We start from the raw sequence: 25,239 nt of genomic DNA on the forward strand, positions 1-25,239 counted from the left end.
GAGGAGCTGACGGACTCGGTCGAGCTGCTGGTCAGCGAGGTCGTGACGAACGCCGCCGACGGCCATCGCGAGCAGGCCGGCGCGGGCGGTGCGACGCGGCCCGATCCGCTCCCCGCGTGCGGCGAGCGTGAAGCCGGCGGTGGAGGAGCCGAGGAGGAGGACGGAGCCGACCAGGCCCGCCTGGGAGGGCGTGAGGCCGAGTCCGGCGGAGAGGCGGCCGACGACGGTCGGCAGCAGGTACGGGGCGAGGTAGCCGGCGGTGAAGAGGGCGACGAGGGCGACGAGAGCCCCGCCGCGGGTCCGCGAGGACATGGGCGTTCCCAGGAACGGAAGGGGAGGGGTGGAGCGCCCGGGGCGTGCGCGGGGCACGGGGTCGCGGAACCATGTGTATCAAGCGGGCGGGCAGCCGGAGAAGGTGGTTTCCGCCGGTTGGGTATGTGATCTGAGTCACTAATGGTTTGGCGGGTCGGGGTGGGGGTAAGGGAGCGTATTTCTGTGCGTCCTGCCCGGCTCCCCACCCCCATCAGGCACACTGATCTGATCCGCACCGCGACCGGGGAGTCTGCCGTGACCACAGCAAGGGGAGAGCAGCCGCAACACGACGCAGGGGTCGACCCGTTGGTGTGCCTGCGCGAGCCCACCGACCCGGCCTGCGACGTCTTCCTGACCGGCACCGTCTTCCTGGACATCATCTTCACCGGCCTGGACAGCGCGCCCGTCCGCGGCACCGAGTCCTGGGCCCGGGGGATGGGATCGAGCCCGGGCGGCGTCGCCAACATGGCCACCGCCCTCGCCCGGCTCGGGCTCCGCACCTCGCTCGCCGCCGCCTTCGGCGACGACCACTACGGCGAGTACTGCTGGGACGCCCTGGAGCAGGGCGAGGGGATCGACCTCTCGCTCTCCCGGACCGTGCCCGGCTGGCACTCGCCCGTCACCGTCTCCATGGCCTACGAGGGCGAGCGCACGATGGTCTCCCACGGCCACGAGGCCCCGCCGCTCGACGGCGCCCTGCCCGCCTACCCGCCGCACGCGCGCGCCGCCGTCGCCTCCCTCGTCCCCGGCCGCTCCGAGGAGTGGGTCGCCCAGGCCGCCCGCGGCGGCGCCAAGGTCTTCGCCGACGTCGGCTGGGACGACACCGGCCGCTGGGACCTGGCCGGCCTCACCGACCTCCAGCACTGCGAGGCCTTCCTGCCCAACGCCGCCGAGGCGATGCGCTACACCCGCACCGACTGCCCCCGGGCCGCCGCCCGCGCCCTCGCCGACAAGGTCCGCTACGCCGTCGTCACCCTCGGCGCCGAGGGCGCCTACGCCGTCGACGGCGCCACCGGCGAGACCGCCGAGGTCCCCGCCATCCAGGTCTCCGCCCTCGACCCGACCGGCGCGGGGGACGTCTTCGTCGCCGGGTTCGTCACCGGCACCCTCGCCGACTGGCCGCTCGCCGACCGGCTCGCCTTCGCCGGCCTGACCGCGGCGCTGTCGGTGCAGGAGTTCGGCGGCTCGCTGTCCGCCCCGACCTGGGGCGAGATCGCCGCCTGGTGGCAGCACGTCCAGGGCCACGCCCGGCAGGACCCCGAGGCGCTGCGCGGCCGCTACGCCTTCCTGGAGCGACTCCTGCCCGCCCCCGCCCGCGCGTGGCCGCTGCGCAGGGCCGTCCCGACCATCGGCTTCCGCGCGGCCGCCTCGTAAACCGCTACGGGCTTGTCGGACCCGAGTCGTAGGCTTGGTAACCCAGAGACCGTCGAGCGGCGACGGTCCTGCAACGGGAGGTGTGCGCAGGCCACAGTGCCGGCCCATGACTCAGACACCCACATCCCAGAACGGCGCGCCCGGCGAAGCCCGAGCCCACTTCACCGTCCCCGCCAAGCATCCGATGGTGACCCTGCTCGGCTCCGGTGACGCGCTGCTCCGCGTGATCGAGCGGTCGTTCCCGCAGACGGACATCCACGTCCGGGGCAACCAGGTCAGCGCGGTCGGCGACGCGGTGGAAGTCGCGCTCATCCAGCGCCTGTTCGACGAGATGATGCTGGTGCTCCGCACCGGTCAGCCGATGACGGAGGACGCAGTGGAACGCTCGATCGCCATGCTGCGGGAGGAGACCGGGGAGGCGGCCGCCGAGACGCCCTCCGAGGTGCTCACGCAGAACATCCTCTCCAGCCGGGGGCGCACGATCCGCCCCAAGACGCTCAACCAGAAGCGGTACGTCGACGCGATCGACAAGCACACGATCGTCTTCGGCATCGGCCCCGCCGGCACCGGCAAGACCTATCTCGCCATGGCGAAGGCGGTCCAGGCCCTGCAGTCCAAGCAGGTCAACCGGATCATCCTGACCCGCCCCGCCGTCGAGGCCGGCGAGCGCCTCGGCTTCCTGCCCGGCACGCTCTACGAGAAGATCGACCCGTACCTGCGGCCGCTCTACGACGCCCTGCACGACATGCTCGACCCGGACTCCATCCCCAAGCTCATGGCGAGCGGGACGATCGAGGTGGCGCCGCTGGCGTACATGCGCGGACGGACGCTGAACGACGCGTTCATCATCCTCGACGAGGCGCAGAACACGAACCCCGAGCAGATGAAGATGTTCCTCACCCGCCTCGGCTTCGACTCGAAGATCGTCATCACCGGTGACGTCACCCAGGTCGACCTGCCGAACGGGACGAAGAGCGGTCTGCGGCAGGTCCGGGACATCCTCGACGGGGTCCAGGACGTGCACTTCTCGACCCTCACGTCGCAGGATGTCGTCCGGCACAAGCTCGTCGGCCGTATCGTCGACGCGTACGAGCAGTACGACAACCGCAACGGGAAGTAGTACACAAGCACCATGTCGATCGACGTCAACAACGAGTCCGGTACCGAGGTCGACGAGCAGGCGATCCTCGACATCGCCCGCTACGCGCTCGCGCGCATGCGCATCCACCCGCTCTCCGAGCTCTCGGTGATCGTCGTGGACGCGGAGGCGATGGAGCAGCTCCACATCCAGTGGATGGACCTGCCCGGACCGACGGACGTCATGTCCTTCCCGATGGACGAGCTGCGCCCGCCGTCGAAGGACGACGAGGAGCCCCCGCAGGGCCTCCTCGGCGACATCGTGCTCTGCCCCGAGGTCGCCACCCAGCAGGGCAAGGACGCGCCGACGCAGCACTCCATGGACGAGGAGCTCCAGCTCCTCACCGTCCACGGGGTGCTGCACCTGCTCGGGTACGACCACGAGGAGCCGGACGAGAAGGCCGAGATGTTCGGCCTCCAGGCGGCGATCGTCGACGGCTGGCGCGCGGAGAAGGGTCTCACCGGCCCGTCCCCGGCGCCGACCGTCTCCTGACCCCGATGGACGCTTCGCTGATCTTCGGCGCGGTCGCGCTGGTCGTCGTCGCCTGGCTCGCCGCCTGCGCCGAGGCCGGTCTCGCCCGCGTCTCCAGCTTCCGCGCCGCCGAGGCCGTCCGGTCCGGGCGGCGCGGCTCGGAGAAGCTCGCCCAGGTCGCCTCCGACCCGACCCGCTACCTCAACGTGGCGCTGCTCGTCCGCGTCGCCTGCGAGATGGCGGCCGGCGTCCTCGTCACGTACGCCTGCCTGGAGGCCTTCCCGGAGACCTGGGAGGCACTCCTCGTCGCCATCGCCGTGATGGTCCTCGTCTCGTACGTGGCCGTCGGCGTCTCGCCGCGCACCATCGGCCGCCAGCACCCGCTGAACACGGCGACCGCCGCCGCGTACGTGCTGCTGCCGCTGGCCCGGATCATGGGCCCGATCCCGCAGCTGCTCATCCTCATCGGCAACGCGCTGACCCCGGGCAAGGGCTTCCGCAAGGGCCCCTTCGCCTCCGAGGCCGAGCTGCGGGCCATGGTCGACCTCGCCGAGCAGGAGTCGCTGATCGAGGACGAGGAGCGCCGGATGGTGCACTCGGTCTTCGAGCTGGGCGACACCCTCGTCCGCGAGGTGATGGTGCCCCGGACCGATCTCATCTGCATCGAGCGGTACAAGACGATCCGTCAGGCCCTCACCCTCGCACTGCGCTCCGGCTTCTCCCGGATACCGGTCACCGGCGAGAACGAGGACGACATCGTCGGCATCGTCTACCTGAAGGACCTGGTCCGCCGGACCCACATCAACCGGGACTCCGAGGCCGACCTGGTGTCCACCGCGATGCGGCCCGCCGCCTTCGTGCCCGACACCAAGAACGCCGGCGACCTGCTGCGCGAGATGCAGCAGGAGCGCAACCACGTCGCCGTCGTCATCGACGAGTACGGCGGCACGGCCGGCATCGTCACCATCGAGGACATCCTCGAGGAGATCGTCGGCGAGATCACCGACGAGTACGACCGGGAGCTGCCGCCCGTCGAGAAGCTCGGCGAGGACCGCTACCGGGTCACCGCCCGCCTCGACGTCGGCGACCTCGGCGAGCTGTACGGCTTCGGCCCCGACGAGTACGACGACGAGGACGTGGAGACCGTCGGCGGTCTGCTCGCCAAGGCCCTCGGCCGGGTCCCGATCTCGGGCGCCAGGGCGGTCGTGGAGCTGCCGGACGGACGCTCGCTGCGGCTGACGGCCGAGGCCCCCGCCGGCCGGCGGAACAAGATCGTCACCGTACTCGTGGAACCGCTGGAACCGGAGGAGAAGCCGGAATGACCCCCGACGAGCTGCGCGCCCTCTGCCTGGACTTCAACGACGCGGCGGAGGAGTTCCCGTTCGGTCCGGGCGTCTCCGTCTTCAAGGTCGCCGGGAAGATGTTCGCGCTCTCGTGGCTCGACGCCGAGCCGCTGCGGGTCAACCTCAAGTGCGACCCGGACGAGGCCGTACGGCTCCGCGAGGAGCACCCGGCGATCGCTCCCGGCTATCACATGAACAAGCGGCACTGGAACACCGTGACCGTCGAAGAGCTCCCGGACCGGATGGTCCGGGAGCTCGTCGAGGACTCGTACGACCTGGTGGTCGCGGGTCTGCCGAAGGCCGTACGGCTCCGCCTCGACAGGCCGTAGTCCAGGCCGAGGCCGTACGGCTCCGGCCCTGGCCGGCCGTGGCCGAGGCGGAGGTCGTGCGGCTCCGGACCTCGCCGGCCGCGGTTCAGGACCGGCGCCGCAGGCCGAGGGCGACCAGGGCCGCCGCGCCCAGCACGATCGCCGCGTCCAGGGCGATGACCGTGCGGACACCGGCGAAGAGGTCCGTGCCGGTGGTGGCGAGCACCCCGAGCAGCGGGATGCCGACGGTGAGACCGACCTGCTGGGTGGTGGTGACCAGACCGGTCGCGAGCCCCTGCTCCTCGTCGCGGACGCCGGAGGTGACGGTCACGCCGTACGAGATGATCGCGCCGAGGTGCAGCATCGACGCCAGGGAGACGGCCACGGTCGCCAGGACCGCGCCGGACTCCCGGCCGATGCCGAGGATCGCGGCGGTGAGCAGGCCCTGACCGGCGAGCGAGACCACCAGGGTGCGGTGGGCCCCGATCCGGCCGATCACCTTCGGGGTGATCATGCCGGCGAGGACCGAGAAGGCGCCCTGGACGCCGAAGACGATGCCGGAGGCGAAGGCCGAGAGGCCGAGGGTCTCCTGCAGGTACAGGGTCAGGACGAAGACGATCGTCGACATCATCGAGAAGGTGACCAGACCGCCCACGTTGCCGAAGGCGACGGTACGGCGGCGCAGCACCGGCAGCGAGACCAGCGGGGCCGGGTGCCGGGACTCGATCACGCCGAAGGCCACGAGCAGCAGGACGCCCAGGGCGAGGGTGACCGGAACGTCCACGCCGCCGAAGCCGCGCTCGGCCGCCGTCGTCAGGGCGTAGATCAGGGAGAGCAGACCGCCGGTGACGGTCATCGCACCGGGCACGTCGAGGCGGGGCCGCTCGGGGGTGCGGGACTCGGGCAGCAGGCCCGGGGCGAGCGGCAGCACGATCAGCGTGAAGACGGCGAGCAGGGCCATCGTGGAGCGCCAGCCGAGGGTGTCGGTCATGACGCCGCCGAGCACCATGCCGATGGTGAAGCCGAGGGACATCAGGGTGCCGGAGATGCCGAGCGCCCTGGCCCGCAGCGGGCCCTCGGGGAAGACGGTGGTGAGCAGCGCCATGCCCGTCGGCACGATCGCCGCCGCGCCCAGGCCCTGGAGGGCCCGGCCGGCGAGGAAGGCGCCGGGGCTCCAGGCGAGGGTGGCGAGCAGGGAGGCCGCGCCGAAGAGCACGAGGCCGGAGAGGAAGAGCTTCTTGCGGCCGAAGAGGTCGCCGATCCGGCCGAAGAGCAGCAGGAAGCCGCCGGAGGGCAGGGCGAAGGCGGTGACCGCCCACTGGAGGGCGGACGGGTCGAAGCGCAGGTCGGCGCCGAGGACGGGCAGGGCGACGTTCAGGACGGAGAAGTCGAGCGCCACCATGAACTGGGCGGCGCACAGGACGAAGAGGACGAGCCGGTCGCGGCCGGTGAGGGCCGGGGGAGCGGCCGGGGCGGCGGAGGCGCCGGAGGCAGAGGGGGAGGTGGGGGACTCGGGCGGGGTGGTCGTCGTTGCCATGCCCCCACCTTCGGCGGACGGGAACAATGCCGGGGAGCGGGTACTTATCCTGTTGGTCGCACCACCAGGCATCCACCATGCGTCCAGGGGGAGGAAGCACACGTGGCCACCGCTCTCGAGAGCACCAGCGCGAAGCAGCACCGACTCGGCGAACTGCGCGAGTTCCTGATGAGCCGTCGGGCCCGGGTCAGCCCGGCCGAGGCGGGACTCCCGGACGGCGGCGCGCGCCGCCGCACCCCGGGCCTGCGCCGTGAGGAGGTCGCGGTCCTCGCGGGCGTCGGGGTCTCCTGGTACCAGTGGCTGGAGCAGGGCCGGGACATCACGGTCTCCCCGCAGGTCCTCGACTCGGTGGCGCGGGTGCTGCGGCTGAGCCCGGCCGAGCGGCGCCATCTGTACGTCCTGGCGGCGCTGAACCCGCCGCCGCTGGAGGCGGCCCCGGAGGACCTGGACATGTGCCAGGGTCTGCGGCGGCTCATCGACGCGTGGATGCCGTTCCCGGCGCACATCATGGACCAGTACTGGAACACCGTGATGTGGAACGACGCGGCGGCGATCGTGCTCGGCATGCGCAAGGAGATCGTGCAGAACTGCCTGACCGCGTTCTTCACGGACCCGCTGTACCGCTCGCGGTCGACGCGCTGGGAGGAGCTGGCGCCGAAGGTCGTGGCGCAGTTCCGCTCGGCGTGCTCCGAGTGCCCGGACGACGAGGGCTTCCGGGCGGTGGTCGAGGAGGCCAAGGAGCTCAGCCCGGAGTTCGCGGAGCTGTGGGAGCGGCGGGACATCCTGCCGGGCGGCCAGAACCGCAAGGAGATGGAGCACCCGCTGGTCGGCACGCTGGTCGTCGAGTCCACCCAGCTCAGGGTCCCGGCCCGCCCGGACCTGGTCATCGTGATGCACACCCCGCTCCCGGAGGCGGACACGGCCGAGAAGCTGGAGTGGCTGGTCTCGCCGGAGGGGCGCCGCGGGGCGATGTACCCGGTCGCGGGCTGAGACCCGGGCGGGTCGCGGGCTGAGACGGATCCGGGTGCACCCGGACCCCGACCTATGCTCGGTCCATGACACTCAGCAGCGAGCACGGCGACCTCGGCGCCGAGGACCTCAAGATCATCACCCTTGCGCGGAGCGCCCGCGCCCGCAACGGCGTGCCCGAGGGCGCGGCCGTGCGCGACGAGACGGGCCGCACCTATGTGGCCGGCACCGTGGAGCTGGAGTCGCTCAAGCTGAGCGCGCTGCAGACCGCGGTCGCGATGGCCGTGGCCAGCGGTGCCGAGTCCCTGGAGGCGGCGGCCGTGGTGTCGAACGCCGAGGCCGCGTCGGACGACGACCGCGCGGCGGTACGGGACCTGGGCGGGCCGGAGACCCCGGTGCTGCTCGCCGGCCCCGACGGCAAGCTGCGCGCGGCGGTCACCGCCGGCTGAGCCGAGCGGCGGGAACAGGGCGGCGAGGCATCCGGCGGAGTGCCGGGATCAGGACAGCGAGGGTCCGGCGGCGCGCCGGGCCCTCGTGCCTTTGTGTGTTTGTGAAGGATCACCGCATCTTCTCTTGCCTTCCCCGGCGGTCTGCGCGTCAATGACAGCGGTTCGTCCGACGGACCGTCAGATCTACCGTCAGATCTCCATGTTCACGCAGTGCCCGCACCCCTGCGTTCGGTATCGGAAGGGGTTCGAACCCGCCATGAGAAGCAGAAGCACCTTAGGGGCCGTCGCGGTACTCACCGGGGCGCTCGCCGCCGCCGGACTCGCCTTCGCCCCGGCGGCCGGCGCCGTCTCGCCGGGCACGGCCACGGCGACGTACGACTGCGGCAGCTGGGGCGGTGGCACCGCCACCCTCACGGCCACGCAGAGCGGCACCGCCGCGACCATCAAGCTCACCTCGGCCATCACGACGCCGATCGCGGTCGGCGCCGACCAGATCAGCGCCACCCTGACGATGGCCAAGGGCGGCGGCGGCACCCGGGTCTTCACCGGGAAGAAGAACCCGGCGCTCGGTGCCGGGCAGTCCGTCGTCATCGGCCCGCTCGGCGGGACCGTGGCCTCGGGCGACAGCCTCAACTCGTACTTCGCGGGGGTCGCCCTCAAGATGGTGATCTTCGGGGTCACGGTGAACTGTGACGCGGTGACCTCGCAGTCGCCGGGCCCGTTCGTCTTCAGCTGAGCCCCGTCCCCACCCGGACCGGTGTCGCCTTCGGCGGCGCCGGTCTCTGTCGTGACCTGCGGAAACGACGGAAATCCGCCGATCTTGACATTATCTGATGGGTCATCAGTCGAGGGAACTCGATTCCATTGACTTCTCTCCGCCCGCAGCCGTCAATGGCGCCCACTCATCCCTCAGGAGGGGGCACACCATGGCATTCACCCGATCCCGGGCGGCGGCCCGAAGACGGCGCTGGACCGCCGTCCTCGGCGTCACCGCCCTCGCGGCCGCCGGCACGGGCGCGCTCGCCGCCCCGGCCGGCGCGACGACCACCTCGCAGTCGGTGGACTTCCAGACCCGCTGCGTCCCGCCGCCGATCGCCGGCATCCCGCCCATCGAGGGCACCACCACCGCCCGGATCACGGTCGACAAGGCCAGTCCCAAGGTCGGCGAGACCGTGACCGTGACCTACACAGTCACCAAGCCCGCCGCGTCCAACCCCGTCGACCTCGCGCTCCCGGCCGACATCATGACGCCCAGCGGCAAGGTGGCCCTCGGCGGCGCCCAGACCGGCACGGTCACCGTCACCGGCCCCAAGAAGAACCCGCCGGTCCCCGGCAAGGGCTCCTTCCCGGCCTTCTCCATGACGGGCACCTTCACCGCCACCGAGGCCGGGTCGATCACCCTCTCGCCCGGCGACTACAACATCCACACCAGCTACCTCATGGAGCTGGACACCCCCTGTACGGTGCTCAACCCGCCCGCCCCGGTCTCCGAGACGGTCGTCGCGAGCCCCGTGACCAGTCCCAACACCCGCGCGCTCCAGCTCGACAGCGCCTCCGGCGACCCGGGCGTCCGGGTCACCGTCACCGGCTCGAAGTTCACCCCGCTCACCGAGGTCACCGTCGTCGGCCGCGCCGGAGCGGCGGAGACCGCCGACAAGATGACCGTCACCACCGACAGCGAGGGCGGTTTCGCCGCGCGACTGAAGGTGAACGACCCGGCGACCACCGGGATCGTGGCATACGAGGGTGCGGTCTGGGATCCCGAGAAGGGCGCGGGTCCCGCCGCGTACAAGGTCGTCGTGCCGGCGCCGCCGAACAGCCAGACGATCACCGCGGCCGTCACGGCGGGCGAGCTGTCCATGACGCAGGCCGGGGACGCCGTCCAGCTGTCCTCCGTCGACTTCGGCGCGGGCGGCGCGGCCACCGGCGCACTGCAGACGGTGACAGTCAAGGACTTCCGCGGCGGCCCCGCCGGCTGGTCCCTGACGGGCAAGGTCACCGACTTCACCGGCCCCGGCGGCGCCATCGGCGGCGACAAGCTCAGCTGGACCCCCGCCTGCACCGCCAAGGCCGGCAGCCCCAGCGCCTGCGCGGCCGGCTCGGCGGGACCGGTCGGCAGCGGCGGCGCGACCCTCGCCTCCACCCCGAACGGCACCCTCACGGGCGGCGAGTTCACCGTCGACGCGCAGCTCTCCCTCGACGTCCCGGCGTTCACCGCGCCCGGCGCGTACGCGGGCGTGCTCACGCTGACCCTGTCCTGACCGTCCCGCGGGCCGGGCGCGCACCCGGCCGGCCCGCTCCGCCATCCGCACCCCCGGGGGGTCCGCACCCGTGCGCACGAAGCCGTACGTCCTCCTCCTGAGCACGCTGAGCGCCCTCGCCGTGCTGCTCGGCCTCGCGCCGGGCGCCCGGGCCGCCGAGAACGGCGAGTGGGCCGTCTACCCGGCCGCCTCGAAGCTCGGCGGCCGCCCGTACTTCTACCTCTCCGCCGATCCCGGCACGACGCTCACCGACCGCGTCACCGTGGCCAACAAGACGTCCGCCCCGCTCACCTTCCGGCTGTACGGCGCCGACGCCTACAACACCGACCGGGACGGCGGCTTCGCCGTCCGCACCCGGCAGGAGAAGCAGACCGGCGCCGGAGCCTGGATCAAGCCCGAGCGGACCCGGATCACCGTCCCGGCCCGCTCCGCCGTCACCGTCCCCTACACCCTGACCGTCCCCGCCGACGCCGACCCCGGCGACCATCCCGGGGCCCTCGTCGCCCTCGACGAGCGGATCGCCCGGGGCGGGAAGGGCTCCGTCGCCGTCGGCGTCCAGCGCGCGGTCGGCGCCCGCGTCTACCTCCGGGTCAACGGGCCGACCGTCCCCGCCCTCGCCGTCGAGGACGTCACCCTCGACCAGGACCGGCCGCTGGTCCCCGGCACGCGCACGAGCAGCGCCCTCGTCTCGTACACCCTGCACAACCGGGGCAACGTCACCCTCAACCCCAAGGTCGTCCTGAAGGCCCGGGGCCTCTTCGGCCGCACCCTCCTCGACCGCGACCTGGTCAAGGTGCCGGCCGAGCTGCTGCCCCGCCAGAAGATCCGGCTCACCGAGCGCTGGACCGGCTCCCCGCAGCTCGACTGGGGCGACGTGACGCTCACCGCCACCGCGAAGGACGTCAGGGAGACCGGCACCGTGTCCTTCCTGGCCCTGCCCTGGCTCGCCGCCGCGGTCCTCGTCGTGGGCGGCGCGGCCGGGCTCCACGGCCTGCGGATACGCCGCCGCCGGGCACTGAGTGCGTGACGCGGGCGCTCATCGGGGACAATGGCCCCCATGAGCGCTCGCAACCAAGAAACCGAAGCCGTCCACCGGGCCGGCTTCGCCTGCTTCGTCGGCCGCCCCAACGCGGGCAAGTCCACCCTCACGAACGCTCTGGTCGGCCAGAAGGTGGCCATCACCTCGAACCGGCCGCAGACCACCCGGCACACCGTCCGCGGCATCGTGCACCGCCCGGACGCGCAGCTGATCCTGGTCGACACCCCCGGCCTCCACAAGCCGCGCACCCTCCTCGGCGAGCGGCTCAACGACGTCGTGCGCACCACCTGGGCCGAGGTCGACGTCATCGGCTTCTGCCTGCCCGCCGACCAGAAGCTCGGCCCCGGCGACCGCTTCATCGCCAAGGAGCTCGCCGGGATCAAGAAGACCCCGAAGGTCGCGATCATCACCAAGACCGACCTGGTCGACTCCAAGACGCTCGCCGAGCAGCTCATCGCGATCGACCAGCTCGGCAAGGAGCTCGGCTTCGAGTGGCAGGAGATCGTCCCGGTCTCGGCCGTCGGCGACAAGCAGGTCCAGCTCGTCGCCGACCTGCTCATCCCGCTCCTGCCGGAGTCCCCGCCGCTCTACCCGGAGGGCGACCTCACGGACGAGCCGGAGCAGGTCATGGTCGCGGAGCTGATCCGCGAGGCCGCGCTCGAAGGCGTACGGGACGAGCTGCCGCACTCGATCGCGGTGGTCGTCGAGGAGATGATCCCGCGCGAGAACCGCCCGGCGGACCGGCCGCTGCTCGACATCCACGCGAACGTGTACATCGAGCGCCCCAGCCAGAAGGGCATCATCATCGGCCCCAAGGGCAGCCGCCTCAAGGAGGTCGGCATGAAGTCCCGCAAGCACATCGAGGCGCTCCTCGGCACCCCGGTCTTCCTCGACCTCCACGTGAAGGTCGCGAAGGACTGGCAGCGCGACCCGAAGCAGCTGCGCAAGCTGGGGTTCTAGGGGCCGCGCCACCGTCCGGCCGGAGGCCGGCGCAGCCGTGCGAAGCCCGCGAGGCCCCCTGGGGCCTCGCGGTGCGAGGACGGCAGTGAAGAGAGGTCCCGAAGCAGCTGCGCAAGCTGGGCTTCTAGGCCCGTAAGGGCTCAGGCGCCTTCCTTGAGGACCCTCGTGACGAGGGTCCTCTGGGCGTCCGTGAGGTGGGGGTCGCGGCAGTGGGCCGTGCGGCCGTCGACGGTGATCTCGTACGAGAAGCCGTCCGGCACGCCCCGGCCGCCGCCGTCGTCGCCGTCCGCGAGGGCGGCGGCGGTGAGGGACTCCCACTCGGGTCCCGAGACCTCCACCTCCGCCGACCGCTCGATGCCCGCGAAACCGCCCGTGCGCCGCACTCGAATCCGCATGGGCCCTGTCTACCAGGCGGTCACTCGGCGGGCACCCCCACCGCCGTCCAGGCCTTCAGGACGGCCTGGATCTCCTCCCCGTCGCCGAACCGCGCCTTCGCCGCCGCCGCGGTGGCCCGCGCGAACTCCGAGAAGCGGGCCTCCCCGGTCAGCGTGCCGCCGGTCATCACGTCGTACCAGATCTGTCCGGCCCGCTCCCAGGCGTTCCCGCCGAGCTCGGTGGCCAGCAGGTAGAAGGCGTGGTTGGGGATGCCGGAGTTGATGTGCACGCCGCCGTTGTCGGAGCTGGTGCGCACGTAGTCGGCCATGGTGGCCGGCTGCGGGTCCTTGCCGAGGACGTCGTCGTCGTAGGCCGTGCCAGGCTCCTTCATGGAGCGCAGCGCGACGCCGTTGTCGACGGCGGGGCCGAGGAGCCCGGCGCCGATCAGCCAGTCGGCCTGGGCGGCGCTCTGGCCCAGCGCGTACTGCTTCACGAGCGAGCCGAAGACGTCGGAGACCGACTCGTTGAGCGCCCCGGCCTGGCCGTAGTAGGCGAGGTCGGCGGTGTGCTGGGTGAAGCCGTGCGCCAGCTCGTGGCCGATGACGTCGACGGGGAGCGTGAAGTCGAGGAACAGCTCGCCGTCGCCGTCGCCGAACACCATCTGCTCGCCGTTCCAGAAGGCGTTGTCGTACTTCTCGTCGAAGTGGACGCTCGCGAGGAGCGGCATGCCCGCGCCGTCGATCGAGCGGTGGCCGTAGACCTTCGCGAAGAGGTCGAAGGTCGCGCCGAGCCCGGCGTAGGCACGGTTCACGGTGGCGTCCCGCACCGCGGCGTCCCCCTCGGCGCGCACCTGGTCGCCGGGCAGCTCCGTGCGGTTCCGGGCGTCGTAGACGGTGCGCTTCGGCTTGTCGGAGGGCCCGGCGTCCGCGGGGGCGGCCGGCCCCTGCGCGCGCGCCGTGCGCTGCGCCGTGTCCACCAGGAGCGTGCGCCGTGCGGCCTCGGAGATCGCCGGGTCGTCGGACTCGGCGAGCCGCTCCAGGAGGTGCGGCGGGACGATCGTGCAGAAGGCGGGCGAGTGCTGATTCATTCCTCGAATGTGGCACTGTGTGACGTGGCTGTCACGGGCTGAGACAAGGATTGGCGAAATGGAGTGATAGGTCACCTTTCGCCCTTGACGTGGCCGCCGTCCCGCATACTGAAACAGGACGTCCGCCTTCCACGGACCTGGGCTATGGTGACGCACATCATGCGTTTCGGGCTGCTTCTCCTTAGCTGCCGCGGCGAGGGCCTGTAGTCGTAGGCCGACCCCCTCCCCGCGGGACCTGGTGTTGCGTTCGACAGTCGGCCGTCCTTCTTGCTGGACCCGAGGAGCCCTACGCAATGTCTCAGTCGCCTTTCGTCAGCCGCCCCACGCCGATCACCAACGCGACCCACACGCAGCAGCCGTCCGGGATGCCGATCCACAAGTACGGCCAGTACGAGGCCGTGGTCATCCCCGACCGGACCTGGCCCGAGAAGCGCATCACCAAGGCGCCCCGCTGGCTGTCCACCGACCTGCGCGACGGCAACCAGGCCCTGATCGACCCGATGTCCCCGGCCCGCAAGCGCGAGATGTTCGACCTGCTCGTACGCATGGGCTACAAGGAGATCGAGGTCGGCTTCCCGTCCTCCGGCGAGACCGACTTCGCGTTCGTGCGCTCCATCATCGAAGAGGGCGCGATTCCGGACGACGTCACCATCTCCGTCCTGACCCAGGCCCGCGAGGACCTGATCGAGCGGACCGTGGAGTCCCTGAAGGGCGCCAAGCGCGCCACCGTCCACCTGTACAACGCGACCGCGCCCACCTTCCGCCGGGTCGTCTTCCGCGGCTCGAAGGAGCAGATCAAGCAGATCGCCGTGGACGGCACGCGGCTGGTGATGGAGTACGCGGAGAAGCTGCTGGGCCCGGAGACCACCTTCGGCTACCAGTACAGCCCCGAGATCTTCACCGACACCGAGCTGGACTTCGCCCTGGAGGTCTGCGAGGCGGTCTGTGACGTCTGGCAGCCCGGCCCGGGCCGCGAGATCATCCTCAACCTGCCCGCCACCGTGGAGCGTTCGACGCCGTCCACGCACGCGGACCGGTTCGAGTGGATGGCCCGGAACCTGACCCGCCGCGAGCACATCTGCATCTCCGTCCACCCGCACAACGACCGCGGCACCGCCGTGGCGGCGGCCGAGCTGGCGATCATGGCCGGTGCCGACCGCGTCGAGGGCTGCCTGTTCGGCCAGGGCGAGCGGACCGGCAACGTCGACCTGGTGACGCTGGGCATGAACCTGTTCTCGCAGGGCGTCGACCCGCAGATCGACTTCTCCCAGATCGACGAGATCCGTCGCACCTCCGAGTACTGCAACCAGATGGAGGTCCACCCGCGCCACCCCTACGCGGGCGACCTGGTCTACACCGCCTTCTCCGGCTCCCACCAGGACGCCATCAAGAAGGGCTTCGACGCCATGGAGGCCGACGCGGCCGCCCAGGGCAAGACCGTCGACGAGATCGAGTGGGCCGTGCCGTACCTGCCGATCGACCCGAAGGACGTCGGCCGCTCCTACGAGGCCGTCATCCGGGTCAACTCGCAGTCCGGCAAGGGCGGCATCGCGTACGTCCTGAAGAACGACCACAAGCTGGACCTGCCCCGCCGGATGCAGATCGAGTTCTCGAAGATCATCCAGCAGAAGACCGACAGCGAGGGCGGCGAGGTCACGCCGGCCGCGATCTGGGCCGTCTTCCAGGACGAGTACCTGCCCAACCCGGACAACTCTGCGGCTCGTTGGGGGCGCATCCAGCTGCGCTCCGGCCAGACCACCTCCGACACCGACGGCACGGACACCCTGACCGTCGAGGCGGTCGTCGACGGCGTCGACACCGTCCTGACGGGCTCCGGCAACGGTCCGATCTCCGCGTTCTTCGCCGCGCTGCAGTCCATCGGCGTCGACGCCCGCCTGCTGGACTACCAGGAGCACACGATGAGCGAGGGCGCCTCCGCGCAGGCCGCCTCGTACATCGAGTGCGCCATCGACGGCAAGGTCCTGTGGGGCATCGGCATCGACGCCAACACCACCCGCGCCTCCCTGAAGGCGGTCATCTCGGCGGTCAACCGCTCCGCCCGCTGACCCCCCGGTCCCCGGGCCGCCCCGCACCCGGCGAAGGGTGCGGGGCGGCCTCTTTTGTGACCTGCGTCACGGCTTCAGGTTCGCTTAAGGAACATTGTTCAGAGCTGCCGGAATCACCGTCATATGAGGGGAGTTGACGCCACATCGGCGTCTGGCGGAAGGTCGGCTCGTCCACTCGGACACTCTTTCTCCACACTCCCCGACCTGGAGCTCGCATGCGCACGACCGCTGCCGTGGCCGCCGTCCTCGCGGTGACCGGTGCCGCCCTCACCTGGGCCCCCGCCGCCTCCGCCACCACCGCGGAGTGCGCGCCGCGGCCGCTCGGCACGGCCGGTCTGTACGCCGAGTTCGTCGAGAAGGACTCCGTCCGCCACTCCGACTCCGAGGGCGCGGTCGCGGTCGGCGGCGACGCCACCTTCGGCGCCCCGGGCCGGTCCGGCTTCTCCGTCGGCTCCCGCCTCTCCGACGCCGACCTCGCGAAGCTGCCCGGCGGGCACAGCCTCGTCGTCGGCGGCACGCTCAAGGCCAACGGCGTGGTCCTGGTGAAGGGGTCCGGCACCGCCGGCAAGGTCGTGGACAACTCCGGGGGCAAGGGCTTCGACGTCGACGGCGACAAGGTCGGGACCGGGCCCTCCCCGATCGACTTCGGCAAGGAGTTCACCGAGCTGCGCAGGCTCTCCACCGGCTGGGCGGGCGAGCGGCCCAACGGCGAGGTGGCCGCCGACGGGCGGGGCCTCCACCTCACCGGTACCGACGCGAAGCTGAACGTCTTCGCCGTGAGCAGCGCCGACCTGGAGAAGGCCGGCGAGATCCACCTCAAGGTCCCGGTCGGCTCCTCCACCCTCGTGAACGTCGTCGGCACCTCGTACGACATGCGGACGAAGCCCACCTCCGGCGTGTGGATCTGGGACGGCACCGCGTACGTCCAGGACGACTACGACCAGCACACCGACGGCCACAAGAGCATCCGCTCCCAGCTGCTCTGGAACTTCCCGCAGGCCGAGACCGTCAGGAAGAACTCCGCCGCCTGGCCGGGCACGATCCTCGCGCCGAACGCCGCCGTCACCATGACCAGCGGACACATCAACGGCTCCGTCATCGCCGAGTCGCTGGACACCGTCCCCGGCGCCGAGACCCACCAGATGAACTTCACCGGCTGCCTCCCGAAGGAGGCGACCTCCGGTCCGGTCGTCACCCCCGAGAAGCCCGAGCCGACCGACACCCCCGCGCCCACCCCCAGCCAGGGCGGGGCGACGCCGGGCGCCCCCGGGACCCCCTCGGCCTCCGCGTCCCCCTCCACCCCGGCCACCCCGTCCCCGACCGCTCCCGGTGAGGCCACCCCGGCTCCGTCCGCCACCCCGGAGGGTGATCTCGCGACGACCGGTTCGGCCATCGGGCCCGGGGCGATCGGCGCCGCCGTGGCCGCCGTCGCCGTCGGCGGAGGCTTCCTGGCCTTTGCGAAGCGCCGCCGCCGCGCTTCCTGAGGCCTCCCGAACCGGTGACGTGTCTCGGCCATCTCCACGGCGAAGTCCTGACGAGGTGCTGACGTCACATCAAGGATGTGGCTAACATCACGCCAACGCCGGCAGTGCAGCCGGGCCGTTGAGGAGGTGCGTGTGCGGTCTGCCCGGAATTCACGTGGTGGGAAGGTGACCGTCTGCGGGATCCGCACCTCATGGAACACCGTCGGAGACGGCGAGTTCTTCTGCGAGGAGTGCGGGGGCGACCGCAACTACCGGCGGCGCACCGGCCGCCGCAGGTTCGCCGTCCTGGGCGTCCCCGTCCTGCCCCGGGGCTGTACCGGCCCCGTCGTCGAGTGCGCGGCCTGTCACACGCACTTCGGTACGGAGGTGCTCGACCACCCGACGACGAGCCGCTTCTCCGCGATGCTGCGGGACGCCGTGCACACCGTCGCCCTCGCCGTCCTCGCGGCCGGCGGCACCGAATCCCGCGAGGTCCTGGACAGGGCCGTCACCGCCGTCCGGTCCGCCGGCTTCGACGAGTGCACGGCCGTCCAGCTCGTCGACCTCGTCGAGGCGCTGGAGGCCGACACCGGACGCTTCATGCCCGAGGTGAACCCCGAGGGGACGCTCCTGTCGATCGAGCTCCACGAGGCCCTGGAGCCGCTCTCCCCGCACCTGGCGCCCGCCGGGCGGGAGTCGATCCTGCTCCAGGCCGCCCGGATCGCCCTCGCGGACGGGGCCTACACCCCGGCCGAGACGGAGGTCCTCGGGACCGTCGGCAACGCCCTCGCGCTCGCCCCCGAGGACACCGTCCGCCTGCTGGCCTCGGCCCGGACGGTGCCGTAGCCGGTCCTGGTCGTCGGTGTCGCGGCCGCACGGCGGGTGGGCCGGGGCGTCAGATCAGGTCGTGGGCGTACGCGTAGGCCGTGGCCGCCGCGCGGGAGCCGACGCCCAGCTTCGCGAAGACGTTGTGCAGGTGCCGCGCCACCGTGTGCTCGCCGATCACCAGCGCCCGCGCGATGTCCTTGTTCGTCCGGCCCGAGGCGACCAGGCGCAGCACCTCCGCCTCCCGGGCCGTCAGCCCGCCCGGCAACCGTCGACGCGCCCCGCCGGTCAGCAGCGCCGCCGCCCGCCGGGCGTCCGGCCCGGCCCCGAGCCGCTCGAACACCGCCCGCGCCGCGCCCAGCTCCAGGCGGGCCCCCTCCTCGTCGCCCACCGTCCGGTAGGCCGCCGCGAGCAGCATCCGTACCCGCGCCGCCTCGTACGGCACGCGCAGCTCCAGCCAGCCGGCGAGCGCCCGGCGCAGCAGCCGCAGCGCGGGCTCCGGCCGGGCCTCCGCCAGGGCCACCGCGCCCCGCGCCGTGTCGGCCGTCGCCCGCAGCAGCGGTACGTCCCCGGCCAGTACTTCGAGCTCCGCCGCCGCGCCCGCCGCCCCCGGCACGTCACGGACCGCCAGGGCCACCTCGGTACGGGCGGCGAGCAGCCGGGCCCGGCCGAGGAGGTCGTGGCGGGGACCGCTCCGGCAGGCGAGCGCCAGGTCGACGCCGGCCACGGCGGCCTCGGCCCGGCCCTGGGCGAGGCGCAGCAGCGCGAGGCCCGGCTGCGGGATCCGGCCCAGCTCGTGGGCGTGCGCGTACGAGACGGCGGCCTCCTCCAGGCGGCCCTGGCGCCGCTGGACGTCCCCGGCGGCGTAGTACGCGGCGGCCGCCGACTCCAGGCGGTCCATCGGCACCTCCCGGGACGCCTGCCGGGCCTCCGCCTCCGCGAGCGCCCACGCCCCGAGGAGGTCGAGCACCACGACCCGGTGCGCCCGGCACACGCCCCGGAAGGGGTTCTCGCCGGAGGGCGCGGCACCGAGCGGCGGCGTCCCCCCGTCGTGGCGGCCCGTCCACGGCGGGGCGCACCACTCCATCGCCGCGTTCGTCCACTCCACGGCGCGGGCGAAGTCCGCGGACTCCATGCACCGGGCGATGGCCAGGCAGTACAGGAAGCCCGTGAACACGCCGCCCAGTTCGCCCGCCGTCACCGCGCCCATCGCCTCGTCGAGGTGGGCCAGGGCCTCGGTGCGGCGGCCCTGGGCGAGGAGGGCCGCGGCGGTGGCCTGGCGGGCGAGGGCCAGCAGGTCGGGGCTCTCGGCGCGGAGGGCGAGGCGGGTCATACGGCCGGTCGCCGCGAGGGCCGCCGCGTGGTCGCCGCGGGCGGTGGCCTCCTCGGCGTCCGTCCAGGCGAGGAAGCAGTGCCCGGGGCCGGGCGGCAGGTCCTCCAGGTGGTGCCGGGCGCGGTGCAGCCAGCCGGCCGCGGCCGCGGGCCGCCCGAGGCCGGCGTACTCGTGGTGGAGCCACCAGGCGGCGAGGCCGGCGCCCCGGTGGTCATGGGCCGCGACGTACGCGGCGTGCGCCCGCAGCCGGGCGGCGACGGACTCGTCGACGTGCCCGGACCACCAGGCCGCGTCGGCGAGCACGTCGAGGTCCTCGGCGGTCAGGGCGCGCGTGGGGTGCCGGTCGGCCTCGCGCAGCAGCACGTACGCCTCGGCCCAGGACTCCCGGGCCGCCGCGGACCTCGCCCGCTCGACGGCGGGGGCCTGCTCGACGGGGACGGCCATCGCCGCTCACTTCCCTTCCGGCGTCCTTCCAGGATAGGAGCGCGTACGACCCCGGGCCCGTCGGCCGGGGGCCCGGGGCGGGAACGGGCCGGGCCTCACCGGAAACGGACCGGCTCCACCGGAAACGGACCGGGCCACGCCGGAAACGGGCCGGGCCCCCACCGGTGCGTGACCGGTGGGGGCCCGGGAAGCCGGGGCGGGTCCGTCAGCCGAGATCGACGCCGGACGCGCGGAGCATGTCCTCGCGCTCGACGATCTTCACGCGCTCGCGGCCCTGCGCCTCGCCGAGGGCCTTCTCGGCGGCGTCCAGGGCGTACCAGCCCTCCCAGGTCGTGTACGTGACGCCCTTGCCCTCCAGGAAGGACACGACCGCGTCCTCCTCCGGGGTCTCCGGGGCGAGCAGGCGTCCGTTCGCGAAGTCGTCCAGGAGGTTCGCGACGGTCTCGTTGGCGTCGCCCTTGGTGTGGCCGATGAGGCCGACGGGACCGCGCCGGATCCAGCCGGTGCAGTAGGTGGAGGCCATGTGCGCGCCGGTCTCCTCGATGACGCGGCCGCCCTCGTCCGGGATGGTGCCGGAGACGGTGTCCCAGGGGATCTTGGGCAGCTCGTCGGAGAGGTAGCCGACGGCGCGGTACACGGCCTGGACGTCCCAGTCCGTGGTCCGGCCGGTGCCCTTGACGTTGCCGGTGCCGTCGAGCTCGGTGCGCTCGGTGCGCAGGCCGACGACCTGGCCGTCCTCGCCGAGGATCTCGACGGGGGACTCGAAGAAGTGCAGGAAGAGCTTGTGCGGGCGGTCGCCGACGTCGCGGATCGCCCAGTTCTCCAGGGTCTTGGCGACCATGTCGGTCTGCTTGTTCTTGCGGCGCTCGGCGATCGAGCCCTCGTCGTAGTCGATGTCCTCGGGGTTGACGATGACCTCGATGTTCGGCGAGTGGTCGAGCTCGCGCAGCTCCATGGGGCTGAACTTCGCCTGCGCCGGTCCGCGGCGGCCGAAGACGTGGATCTCGACGGCCTTGTTGGCCTTGAGGCCGTCGTAGACGTTGGCCGGGATCTCGGTGGGGAGGAGCTCGTCGGCCGTCTTGGCGAGGATGCGGGCGATGTCGAGCGCCACGTTGCCGACGCCGAGGACGGCGACCTTCTCGGCCTCCAGGGGCCAGGTGCGCGGCACGTCCGGGTGGCCGTCGTACCAGGAGGCGAAGTCGGCGGCGCCGTACGAGCCGTCCAGCTCGACGCCGGGTATGCGGAGCTCGCGGTCGAACATGGCGCCGGTGGAGAAGATCACCGCGTCGTAGAAGGAGCGCAGGTCGTCGAGGTGGACGTCGGTGCCGTAGTTCACGTTGCCGAAGAGGCGGACCTGCGGCTTGTCGAGGACCTGGTGGAGGGCGGTGATGATGCCCTTGATGCGGGGGTGGTCGGGGGCGACGCCGTAGCGGATCAGGCCGAAGGGCGCGGGCATCCGCTCGAAGAGGTCGATCGACACGCCCGGCTCGGCGGCGGCCTCGGACTTCAGCAGCGCATCGGCGGCGTAGATTCCGGCGGGGCCGGCGCCGACGATCGCGACCCGGAGGGGGCGGGGCATGACGGGGTTCCCTTCGCAAGCGACGTGGCGGCGAGGCCGCCGACACTTAGGCCACCCTAAATAACCCTGTGCGCGGAGAGGTACCCGCCCCCGGTCTATGGCCCCATAAGGTGATCTTATGACTTCCCAAAGTGCGACTAGGACCCGAAGGCGTCGGCCATGACGGCCACCAGCCCCGCCACGCCGCCGAGCCCGCCGACGAAGAGGAACGACCCCACCCAGATGTTCAGGCGTTGCATGAACCCCGGCCTCAGGGTGAAGACGTCCGCCGGGTCCTCCGGGTCGTAGGCGATCTCCAGGTACGGTCCGCCGCCGAAGTCGGTCACCGTACGGCTCATCCCGGCCGCGTCGACGTAGAGGTACGTCCCCGGCACGTTGGCCGGCCGGGCGAACTCCTTGACGCCGTGCCTGCGCACGCGCCGCCTGTGGGTCCATCCCCCCAGCTCCAGCAGGCCGCTCAGCAGGCACGCGGCCGTGATGCCCCCGATCGGGACGATCGCGACGGGGTAGATGCCGCCTCCCGCCACCCCGCCGATCACGGACAGTGCGACGATCACCGCGAGGGAGCCGAGCGCCCCCCACTTCAGCCGGCGCCGGGCCGACTGCTCCCAGCGCGTCTTGAAGGTCCTGAGGACGACGAGGGACCGGCCGTCGACCTCCTCGTCCGGTTCGAGCAGCAGCGAGTTCACGCCGTCGGCGAAGGCTGTGGCGGCGGCCTCGTGCACACCCTCGATCCGGTGGACCACCGGCGCGGCCCCGGCGGGGACTCGCAGCTCGACGGCGACGGACCCGCCGTCGGCCCGGACCCGGGCCACGGCCCGGCCGGGGATCGAGAGCTCGTCGTGGCGGCTCCGCAGGAGCAGTCCCTCGGGGACGGCGGTCAGGTCGGTGCCGCCGTGGCCCTTGAGGACGGGTATGGACGCGATGATCGACATGGCGGAGATCGTAGGGGTCCCGGTGGGGCCAGGAGGAGGGGTCGTGCGGAGCAGGTGGACGCTGGGAGACGAGAACCACGGGCAGGCGTGGTGGATACCGCTGGTCGTCGCGGTGCTGGCCGCCGCGACCTGGGGCCTGCTCGGGCTCGTCGAGGGCGGCTGCGAGGCCGGCCCACGGGGTGGCTGCGTCGCCGCCGACGGCTACAAGGCCAACGGCTGGGTGTTCTTCCTCGCCGCGATGCCGACGTATTTCGTCGTGGGCACCGGGCTCACTTCGAGGCACTGGCCGCCGGCGGTCGGTGTCGCCGTCGGCGGCGCGGTCTGCGCGGTGTACGTGCTGACGCAGGGGCGCACGCCGGCGCACCTGATCACCGCGAGCGTGCTGCTCGTCCTCGCGGTGCTCGCACCGGTGTCGGTCGGGCGCCGCAGGCGCCGCCCTGGCCGTTGCTGTAGGAGCTCTTGAACCACTGGGCGTTGCTCAGGTCGTACGCGCGCTGTGCACGCTTCACCACCGCCGGATCGTCCAGGAGCGTTCCCGAAAACGAGGTCTCTGTATAGGCCGTTGGCGGCTGGTCCAAGAACTCCATGAGCCTGAGTGAGCCGTCCATGGAGGCGTGTGCCCCCGTCGTGCGGGGCACCACCGTCGGCGCGAACTCGCACAGCTTCGTCGCCACCGCCTCCAGCTCCGCGACCTCCGAGAAATAAGACGCGTACGGCGACTTGTTGATGAGTTGGCGCCACGTCCGTTCGAAAATACCGCCGGTTTGTAGGACTTCGTCGATTCGGTTCGCCACATCCGGCTGTGGCTTTCGAATTCCCTGCTCGAACAGGCCGATGTACGCCCCCGAAACGAACACCCGTGCCCCGAGCTCCCCCTGTGTGAGCCCCGCCGCCTCCCTGCGCTCCTTCAGGACTTCCCCGAAGAACGCCCACGCGTCCTGCTGCTTGCCTTTGGCCATGAACCAACTCCTCAACCATACGGCCCAGTTGTACGGCCCGCCCGTCTGCCGATTCTACGGATCTGCCCTCACCCTGGAGAGGCGAAGCAGGAAATGGATTCAGAAAGGCATACGTTGGTGAAGGAAGACATCATGAAGGCGACCACGGGGGCAGTCGGAACCGCACAAGAGGCAGTGGCGGAATTGCGCGAGGCCCTCGCGAGGGCGGGAATCACCCTCCCCTCGCTCGGGCTCGACGTCGTCACGCTCGCCGCGGAGCCCCCGCGGCCGCTCGTGGAATTGGGATGCTGCACGGTGGAAACGGCCCGGCTCCTCGCCGCCGCCGTACTGCCGAGGGAGGAGGGTCGCTCATGACGCTGCCCATCGGGTCGTACGTCGTCGAGATCCGCACCGGACGGGTCGGGAGGCTCATGGGGCGCGAGGGCCCTTATGTCCAGATCCGTCCGCTGGGCGGCGGCCGGGAGTGGGACGTGGAGCCCGAGGGGGTGCGGGAGGCCACCACGGCGGAGCGGCTGAGCGCGGCCACGGCGCACGTCAACGCCCGGAGCCGGGGCGAGGTGCCGTGAGCCCGCCCGGGTGAACGCGGTCCGTTGGTCCATCCGCCGCGCCCGCGCTGCACACACCTCGCCGCACCGGTTACGTGGTCGCCACGAACCGGTTCGGGTTCGTCGACCACGAAAGGAGACGAGGTGTTCGGCATGGTGGGAAGAGGCCGGGTCGCGAGACCGGCCTACCGGCTGGCGGCGGTGTCCGCGGCGGCAGGGGCGTTGCTGGCGGGGGGACTCACGGGGGCGAGGGCCGCCGAGCCGGAGGGGCGGTACATCGTCGTCCTCGACGGCTCGGTACGCGGCCGGGCCGACTCGGTCGAGCGGGAGCACCGCCGCGACCACGGGGTGCGGGTGGGCTTCCGGTACCGGCACGCGCTGGTCGGGTACTCGGCGGTGGTGCCGGAGTCCCAGGTGGCCGCGCTGCGGGCGGACCCGAACGTGAAGGCGGTGGCGCCCGACCGGCCCGTGCACGCCGCCCAGCAGGTGCTGCCGACCGGGGTGGACCGGATCCAGGGCGACGCGAGCAGCGCGCTCTCCGGGAACGGGACGGGTGTCGTCGACACGGCGGTGGCGATCCTCGACACCGGGATCGACACCGGGCACCGCGATCTCAACGTGGCCGGCGGGATCAACTGCATGAACCTCTCGCGGCCCAACGACTACCGGGACAACAACGGCCACGGCACCCATGTGGCCGGCACGGTCGCCGCCCGGGACAACGGCGACGACGTCGTCGGTGTCGTGCCCGGCGCCCGGCTGTACTCGGTGAAGGTTCTCGGTGCCAGCGGCAGCGGATCCGCCTCCAACATCCTCTGCGGGCTCGACTGGCTGGCGCGGAACGCCGCCCCGCTCGGCATCAAGGCCGCGAACATGAGCCTCGGCGGCGACGGCGCCGACGACGGCAACTGCGGACTCACCAACAACGACCCCGAGCACCAGGCGATCTGCCGCGTGGTGAACGACGCCGGCGTCACGATGGTCGTCGCGGCCGGCAACAGCACCGACGACCTGGCGAACCACACCCCCGCCGCCTTCGACGAGGTCCTCGCCGTGACCGCCATGGCCGACTTCAACGGGCAGCCCGGCGGTGGCGCCGCCGCGACCTGCCGGACGTCCAACCAGGACGACACCGCGGCCAACTTCTCCAGCTTCGCCGTCAGCGCCGCGGACGCCGCCCACACCATCGCCGGTCCGGGGGTGTGCATCCGGTCCACCCGCAACCACAGCACCACGGTCGTTTTCTCCGGCACCTCGATGGCCTCCCCGCACGTGGCCGGCACGGCCGCGCTGTGCCTCACCGGGCCCTGCGCGGGCATGACCCCCGCCCAGGTGATCGGCAAGCTCCGCGCCGACGCCGCGCTCCAGGCCCCCTCGTACGGCTTCGCGGGCGACCCGAACGCTCCCGTCGCCGGGCGCTACTACGGACACCTCGTCCACGCCGGCGACTACTGAGCCGCCCTCCCG

25 protein-coding genes and 1 pseudogene are annotated in these 25,239 nt (G+C 72.2%); 18 read left to right on the plus strand and 8 right to left on the minus strand.

The window, feature by feature from the left end:
- Nucleotides 1–312, minus strand: a pseudogene (locus tag ABZ318_RS15970) (hypothetical protein); the annotation flags it as partial.
- Nucleotides 313–567: 255 nt separating this feature from the next.
- On the opposite strand from ABZ318_RS15970, the gene ABZ318_RS15975 reads away from it, so the two are divergent.
- The 5 genes from ABZ318_RS15975 to ABZ318_RS15995 all read left to right on the plus strand — a co-directional run bounded on the left by ABZ318_RS15975 (nt 568) and on the right by ABZ318_RS15995 (nt 4,967).
- Complete coding sequence (locus ABZ318_RS15975) at nt 568–1,686, plus strand: PfkB family carbohydrate kinase (RefSeq protein ID WP_356903052.1); 1,119 nt, start codon at nt 568–570, stop codon at nt 1,684–1,686.
- A gap of 106 nt (nt 1,687–1,792) precedes the next feature.
- Nucleotides 1,793–2,806, plus strand: a complete 1,014-nt coding sequence (locus ABZ318_RS15980) for a PhoH family protein (RefSeq protein ID WP_356903053.1) — start codon at nt 1,793–1,795, stop codon at nt 2,804–2,806.
- Nucleotides 2,807–2,818: 12 nt separating this feature from the next.
- On the plus strand, nt 2,819–3,316 hold the full coding sequence (gene ybeY, locus ABZ318_RS15985) for an rRNA maturation RNase YbeY (protein ID WP_041129173.1): 498 nt from the start codon (nt 2,819–2,821) through the stop codon (nt 3,314–3,316).
- A 5-nt stretch (nt 3,317–3,321) separates the two neighbouring features.
- On the plus strand, nt 3,322–4,617 hold the full coding sequence (locus ABZ318_RS15990) for a hemolysin family protein (RefSeq protein ID WP_356903054.1): 1,296 nt from the start codon (nt 3,322–3,324) through the stop codon (nt 4,615–4,617).
- Nucleotides 4,614–4,967, plus strand: a complete 354-nt coding sequence (locus tag ABZ318_RS15995; protein WP_356903055.1) for an MmcQ/YjbR family DNA-binding protein — start codon at nt 4,614–4,616, stop codon at nt 4,965–4,967. The genes ABZ318_RS15990 and ABZ318_RS15995 overlap by 4 nt, the downstream gene beginning before the upstream one ends.
- Before the next feature lie 85 nt (nt 4,968–5,052).
- Here the strand turns inward: ABZ318_RS15995 and ABZ318_RS16000 are convergent, their stop codons facing one another.
- Nucleotides 5,053–6,483, minus strand: coding sequence for an MFS transporter (locus tag ABZ318_RS16000; RefSeq protein WP_356903056.1), 1,431 nt, complete (start codon nt 6,481–6,483; stop codon nt 5,053–5,055).
- A 102-nt stretch (nt 6,484–6,585) separates the two neighbouring features.
- Here ABZ318_RS16000 and ABZ318_RS16005 point away from each other — a divergent pair, with 102 nt between their 5' ends.
- The 6 genes from ABZ318_RS16005 (at nt 6,586) to era (ending at nt 12,161) form a co-directional block, all read left to right on the plus strand.
- Nucleotides 6,586–7,473, plus strand: a complete 888-nt coding sequence (locus ABZ318_RS16005) for a helix-turn-helix transcriptional regulator (protein WP_356903057.1) — start codon at nt 6,586–6,588, stop codon at nt 7,471–7,473.
- Between the two features lie 65 nt (nt 7,474–7,538).
- Entirely contained in the window at nt 7,539–7,901 is a 363-nt protein-coding gene (locus tag ABZ318_RS16010; protein WP_356903058.1) for a cytidine deaminase, read from the plus strand.
- 256 nt (nt 7,902–8,157) lie between these two features.
- A complete protein-coding gene (locus tag ABZ318_RS16015; RefSeq protein ID WP_356903059.1) occupies nt 8,158–8,637 on the plus strand; it encodes a hypothetical protein in 480 nt (159 codons plus the stop codon).
- A 190-nt stretch (nt 8,638–8,827) separates the two neighbouring features.
- Nucleotides 8,828–10,162: a beta-xylosidase gene (locus ABZ318_RS16020; protein ID WP_356903060.1), complete on the plus strand. Its 1,335-nt coding sequence runs from the start codon at nt 8,828–8,830 to the stop codon at nt 10,160–10,162.
- Between the two features lie 70 nt (nt 10,163–10,232).
- On the plus strand, nt 10,233–11,189 hold the full coding sequence (locus tag ABZ318_RS16025; protein ID WP_356903061.1) for a DUF916 domain-containing protein: 957 nt from the start codon (nt 10,233–10,235) through the stop codon (nt 11,187–11,189).
- A 30-nt stretch (nt 11,190–11,219) separates the two neighbouring features.
- Complete coding sequence (gene era / locus ABZ318_RS16030; RefSeq protein ID WP_093876178.1) at nt 11,220–12,161, plus strand: GTPase Era; 942 nt, start codon at nt 11,220–11,222, stop codon at nt 12,159–12,161.
- 140 nt (nt 12,162–12,301) lie between these two features.
- Here era and ABZ318_RS16035 read toward each other — a convergent pair whose 3' ends face one another.
- Nucleotides 12,302–12,556, minus strand: coding sequence for a protealysin inhibitor emfourin (locus ABZ318_RS16035; protein WP_356903062.1), 255 nt, complete (start codon nt 12,554–12,556; stop codon nt 12,302–12,304).
- A gap of 20 nt (nt 12,557–12,576) precedes the next feature.
- Nucleotides 12,577–13,623, minus strand: coding sequence for a M4 family metallopeptidase (locus tag ABZ318_RS16040; RefSeq protein ID WP_356903063.1), 1,047 nt, complete (start codon nt 13,621–13,623; stop codon nt 12,577–12,579).
- Between the two features lie 293 nt (nt 13,624–13,916).
- Here ABZ318_RS16040 and leuA point away from each other — a divergent pair, with 293 nt between their 5' ends.
- From leuA to ABZ318_RS16055, 3 genes are all read left to right on the plus strand, one after another.
- A complete protein-coding gene (leuA, locus tag ABZ318_RS16045; protein ID WP_356903064.1) occupies nt 13,917–15,689 on the plus strand; it encodes a 2-isopropylmalate synthase in 1,773 nt (590 codons plus the stop codon).
- Nucleotides 15,690–15,904: 215 nt separating this feature from the next.
- Entirely contained in the window at nt 15,905–17,173 is a 1,269-nt protein-coding gene (locus tag ABZ318_RS16050; RefSeq protein WP_356903065.1) for a choice-of-anchor A family protein, read from the plus strand.
- Between the two features lie 132 nt (nt 17,174–17,305).
- Nucleotides 17,306–17,998 (plus strand): TerB family tellurite resistance protein, encoded by a 693-nt coding sequence (locus ABZ318_RS16055; protein ID WP_356903067.1) that lies wholly within the window; start codon nt 17,306–17,308, stop codon nt 17,996–17,998.
- Between the two features lie 49 nt (nt 17,999–18,047).
- On the opposite strand, the gene ABZ318_RS16060 is transcribed toward ABZ318_RS16055, so the two are convergent.
- From ABZ318_RS16060 to ABZ318_RS16070, 3 genes are all read right to left on the minus strand, one after another.
- Nucleotides 18,048–19,754, minus strand: a complete 1,707-nt coding sequence (locus tag ABZ318_RS16060; RefSeq protein ID WP_356903069.1) for a LuxR C-terminal-related transcriptional regulator — start codon at nt 19,752–19,754, stop codon at nt 18,048–18,050.
- 205 nt (nt 19,755–19,959) lie between these two features.
- Nucleotides 19,960–21,333 (minus strand): FAD-dependent oxidoreductase, encoded by a 1,374-nt coding sequence (locus ABZ318_RS16065; RefSeq protein WP_356903070.1) that lies wholly within the window; start codon nt 21,331–21,333, stop codon nt 19,960–19,962.
- A gap of 137 nt (nt 21,334–21,470) precedes the next feature.
- On the minus strand, nt 21,471–22,268 hold the full coding sequence (locus ABZ318_RS16070; RefSeq protein ID WP_356903071.1) for a hypothetical protein: 798 nt from the start codon (nt 22,266–22,268) through the stop codon (nt 21,471–21,473).
- Nucleotides 22,269–22,311: 43 nt separating this feature from the next.
- Here ABZ318_RS16070 and ABZ318_RS16075 point away from each other — a divergent pair, with 43 nt between their 5' ends.
- Complete coding sequence (locus tag ABZ318_RS16075) at nt 22,312–22,731, plus strand: hypothetical protein (RefSeq protein ID WP_356903072.1); 420 nt, start codon at nt 22,312–22,314, stop codon at nt 22,729–22,731.
- Here the strand turns inward: ABZ318_RS16075 and ABZ318_RS16080 are convergent.
- Nucleotides 22,637–23,227: a Scr1 family TA system antitoxin-like transcriptional regulator gene (locus ABZ318_RS16080; RefSeq protein WP_356903073.1), complete on the minus strand. Its 591-nt coding sequence runs from the start codon at nt 23,225–23,227 to the stop codon at nt 22,637–22,639. The genes ABZ318_RS16075 and ABZ318_RS16080 overlap by 95 nt on opposite strands.
- A 132-nt stretch (nt 23,228–23,359) precedes the next feature.
- Here ABZ318_RS16080 and ABZ318_RS16085 point away from each other — a divergent pair, with 132 nt between their 5' ends.
- The 3 genes from ABZ318_RS16085 to ABZ318_RS16095 all read left to right on the plus strand — a co-directional run bounded on the left by ABZ318_RS16085 (nt 23,360) and on the right by ABZ318_RS16095 (nt 25,227).
- A complete protein-coding gene (locus ABZ318_RS16085) occupies nt 23,360–23,581 on the plus strand; it encodes a hypothetical protein (protein WP_190156855.1) in 222 nt (73 codons plus the stop codon).
- A complete protein-coding gene (locus tag ABZ318_RS16090) occupies nt 23,578–23,793 on the plus strand; it encodes a hypothetical protein (protein WP_123452141.1) in 216 nt (71 codons plus the stop codon). The genes ABZ318_RS16085 and ABZ318_RS16090 overlap by 4 nt, the downstream gene beginning before the upstream one ends.
- 132 nt (nt 23,794–23,925) lie before the next feature.
- Complete coding sequence (locus ABZ318_RS16095) at nt 23,926–25,227, plus strand: S8 family serine peptidase (protein ID WP_356903074.1); 1,302 nt, start codon at nt 23,926–23,928, stop codon at nt 25,225–25,227.
- Nucleotides 25,228–25,239: the final 12 nt, after the last annotated feature.

The organism is Streptomyces sp. NPDC006197 (assembly GCF_040613865.1).
Lineage (GTDB): Bacteria > Actinomycetota > Actinomycetes > Streptomycetales > Streptomycetaceae > Streptomyces.

What these genes read in the sequence shown, in the direction of transcription:
- ABZ318_RS16040 (WP_356903063.1), bottom strand. Translation starts at nt 13,623, where the DNA reads ATGAATCAGCACTCGCCCGCCTTCTGCACGATCGTCCCGCCGCACCTC.
- ybeY (WP_041129173.1), top strand. Translation starts at nt 2,819, where the DNA reads ATGTCGATCGACGTCAACAACGAGTCCGGTACCGAGGTCGACGAGCAG.
- ABZ318_RS16015 (WP_356903059.1), top strand. Translation starts at nt 8,158, where the DNA reads ATGAGAAGCAGAAGCACCTTAGGGGCCGTCGCGGTACTCACCGGGGCG.
- ABZ318_RS16080 (WP_356903073.1), bottom strand. Translation starts at nt 23,227, where the DNA reads ATGGCCAAAGGCAAGCAGCAGGACGCGTGGGCGTTCTTCGGGGAAGTC.
- ABZ318_RS15980 (WP_356903053.1), top strand. Translation starts at nt 1,793, where the DNA reads ATGACTCAGACACCCACATCCCAGAACGGCGCGCCCGGCGAAGCCCGA.
- ABZ318_RS16085 (WP_190156855.1), top strand. Translation starts at nt 23,360, where the DNA reads ATGAAGGCGACCACGGGGGCAGTCGGAACCGCACAAGAGGCAGTGGCG.
- ABZ318_RS16000 (WP_356903056.1), bottom strand. Translation starts at nt 6,483, where the DNA reads ATGGCAACGACGACCACCCCGCCCGAGTCCCCCACCTCCCCCTCTGCC.
- ABZ318_RS16020 (WP_356903060.1), top strand. Translation starts at nt 8,828, where the DNA reads ATGGCATTCACCCGATCCCGGGCGGCGGCCCGAAGACGGCGCTGGACC.
- ABZ318_RS16065 (WP_356903070.1), bottom strand. Translation starts at nt 21,333, where the DNA reads ATGCCCCGCCCCCTCCGGGTCGCGATCGTCGGCGCCGGCCCCGCCGGA.
- ABZ318_RS16060 (WP_356903069.1), bottom strand. Translation starts at nt 19,754, where the DNA reads ATGGCCGTCCCCGTCGAGCAGGCCCCCGCCGTCGAGCGGGCGAGGTCC.
- ABZ318_RS15995 (WP_356903055.1), top strand. Translation starts at nt 4,614, where the DNA reads ATGACCCCCGACGAGCTGCGCGCCCTCTGCCTGGACTTCAACGACGCG.
- leuA (WP_356903064.1), top strand. Translation starts at nt 13,917, where the DNA reads ATGTCTCAGTCGCCTTTCGTCAGCCGCCCCACGCCGATCACCAACGCG.
- ABZ318_RS16035 (WP_356903062.1), bottom strand. Translation starts at nt 12,556, where the DNA reads ATGCGGATTCGAGTGCGGCGCACGGGCGGTTTCGCGGGCATCGAGCGG.
- ABZ318_RS16095 (WP_356903074.1), top strand. Translation starts at nt 23,926, where the DNA reads ATGGTGGGAAGAGGCCGGGTCGCGAGACCGGCCTACCGGCTGGCGGCG.
- ABZ318_RS16070 (WP_356903071.1), bottom strand. Translation starts at nt 22,268, where the DNA reads ATGTCGATCATCGCGTCCATACCCGTCCTCAAGGGCCACGGCGGCACC.
- ABZ318_RS16010 (WP_356903058.1), top strand. Translation starts at nt 7,539, where the DNA reads ATGACACTCAGCAGCGAGCACGGCGACCTCGGCGCCGAGGACCTCAAG.
- ABZ318_RS15990 (WP_356903054.1), top strand. Translation starts at nt 3,322, where the DNA reads ATGGACGCTTCGCTGATCTTCGGCGCGGTCGCGCTGGTCGTCGTCGCC.
- ABZ318_RS16090 (WP_123452141.1), top strand. Translation starts at nt 23,578, where the DNA reads ATGACGCTGCCCATCGGGTCGTACGTCGTCGAGATCCGCACCGGACGG.
- era (WP_093876178.1), top strand. Translation starts at nt 11,220, where the DNA reads ATGAGCGCTCGCAACCAAGAAACCGAAGCCGTCCACCGGGCCGGCTTC.
- ABZ318_RS16050 (WP_356903065.1), top strand. Translation starts at nt 15,905, where the DNA reads ATGCGCACGACCGCTGCCGTGGCCGCCGTCCTCGCGGTGACCGGTGCC.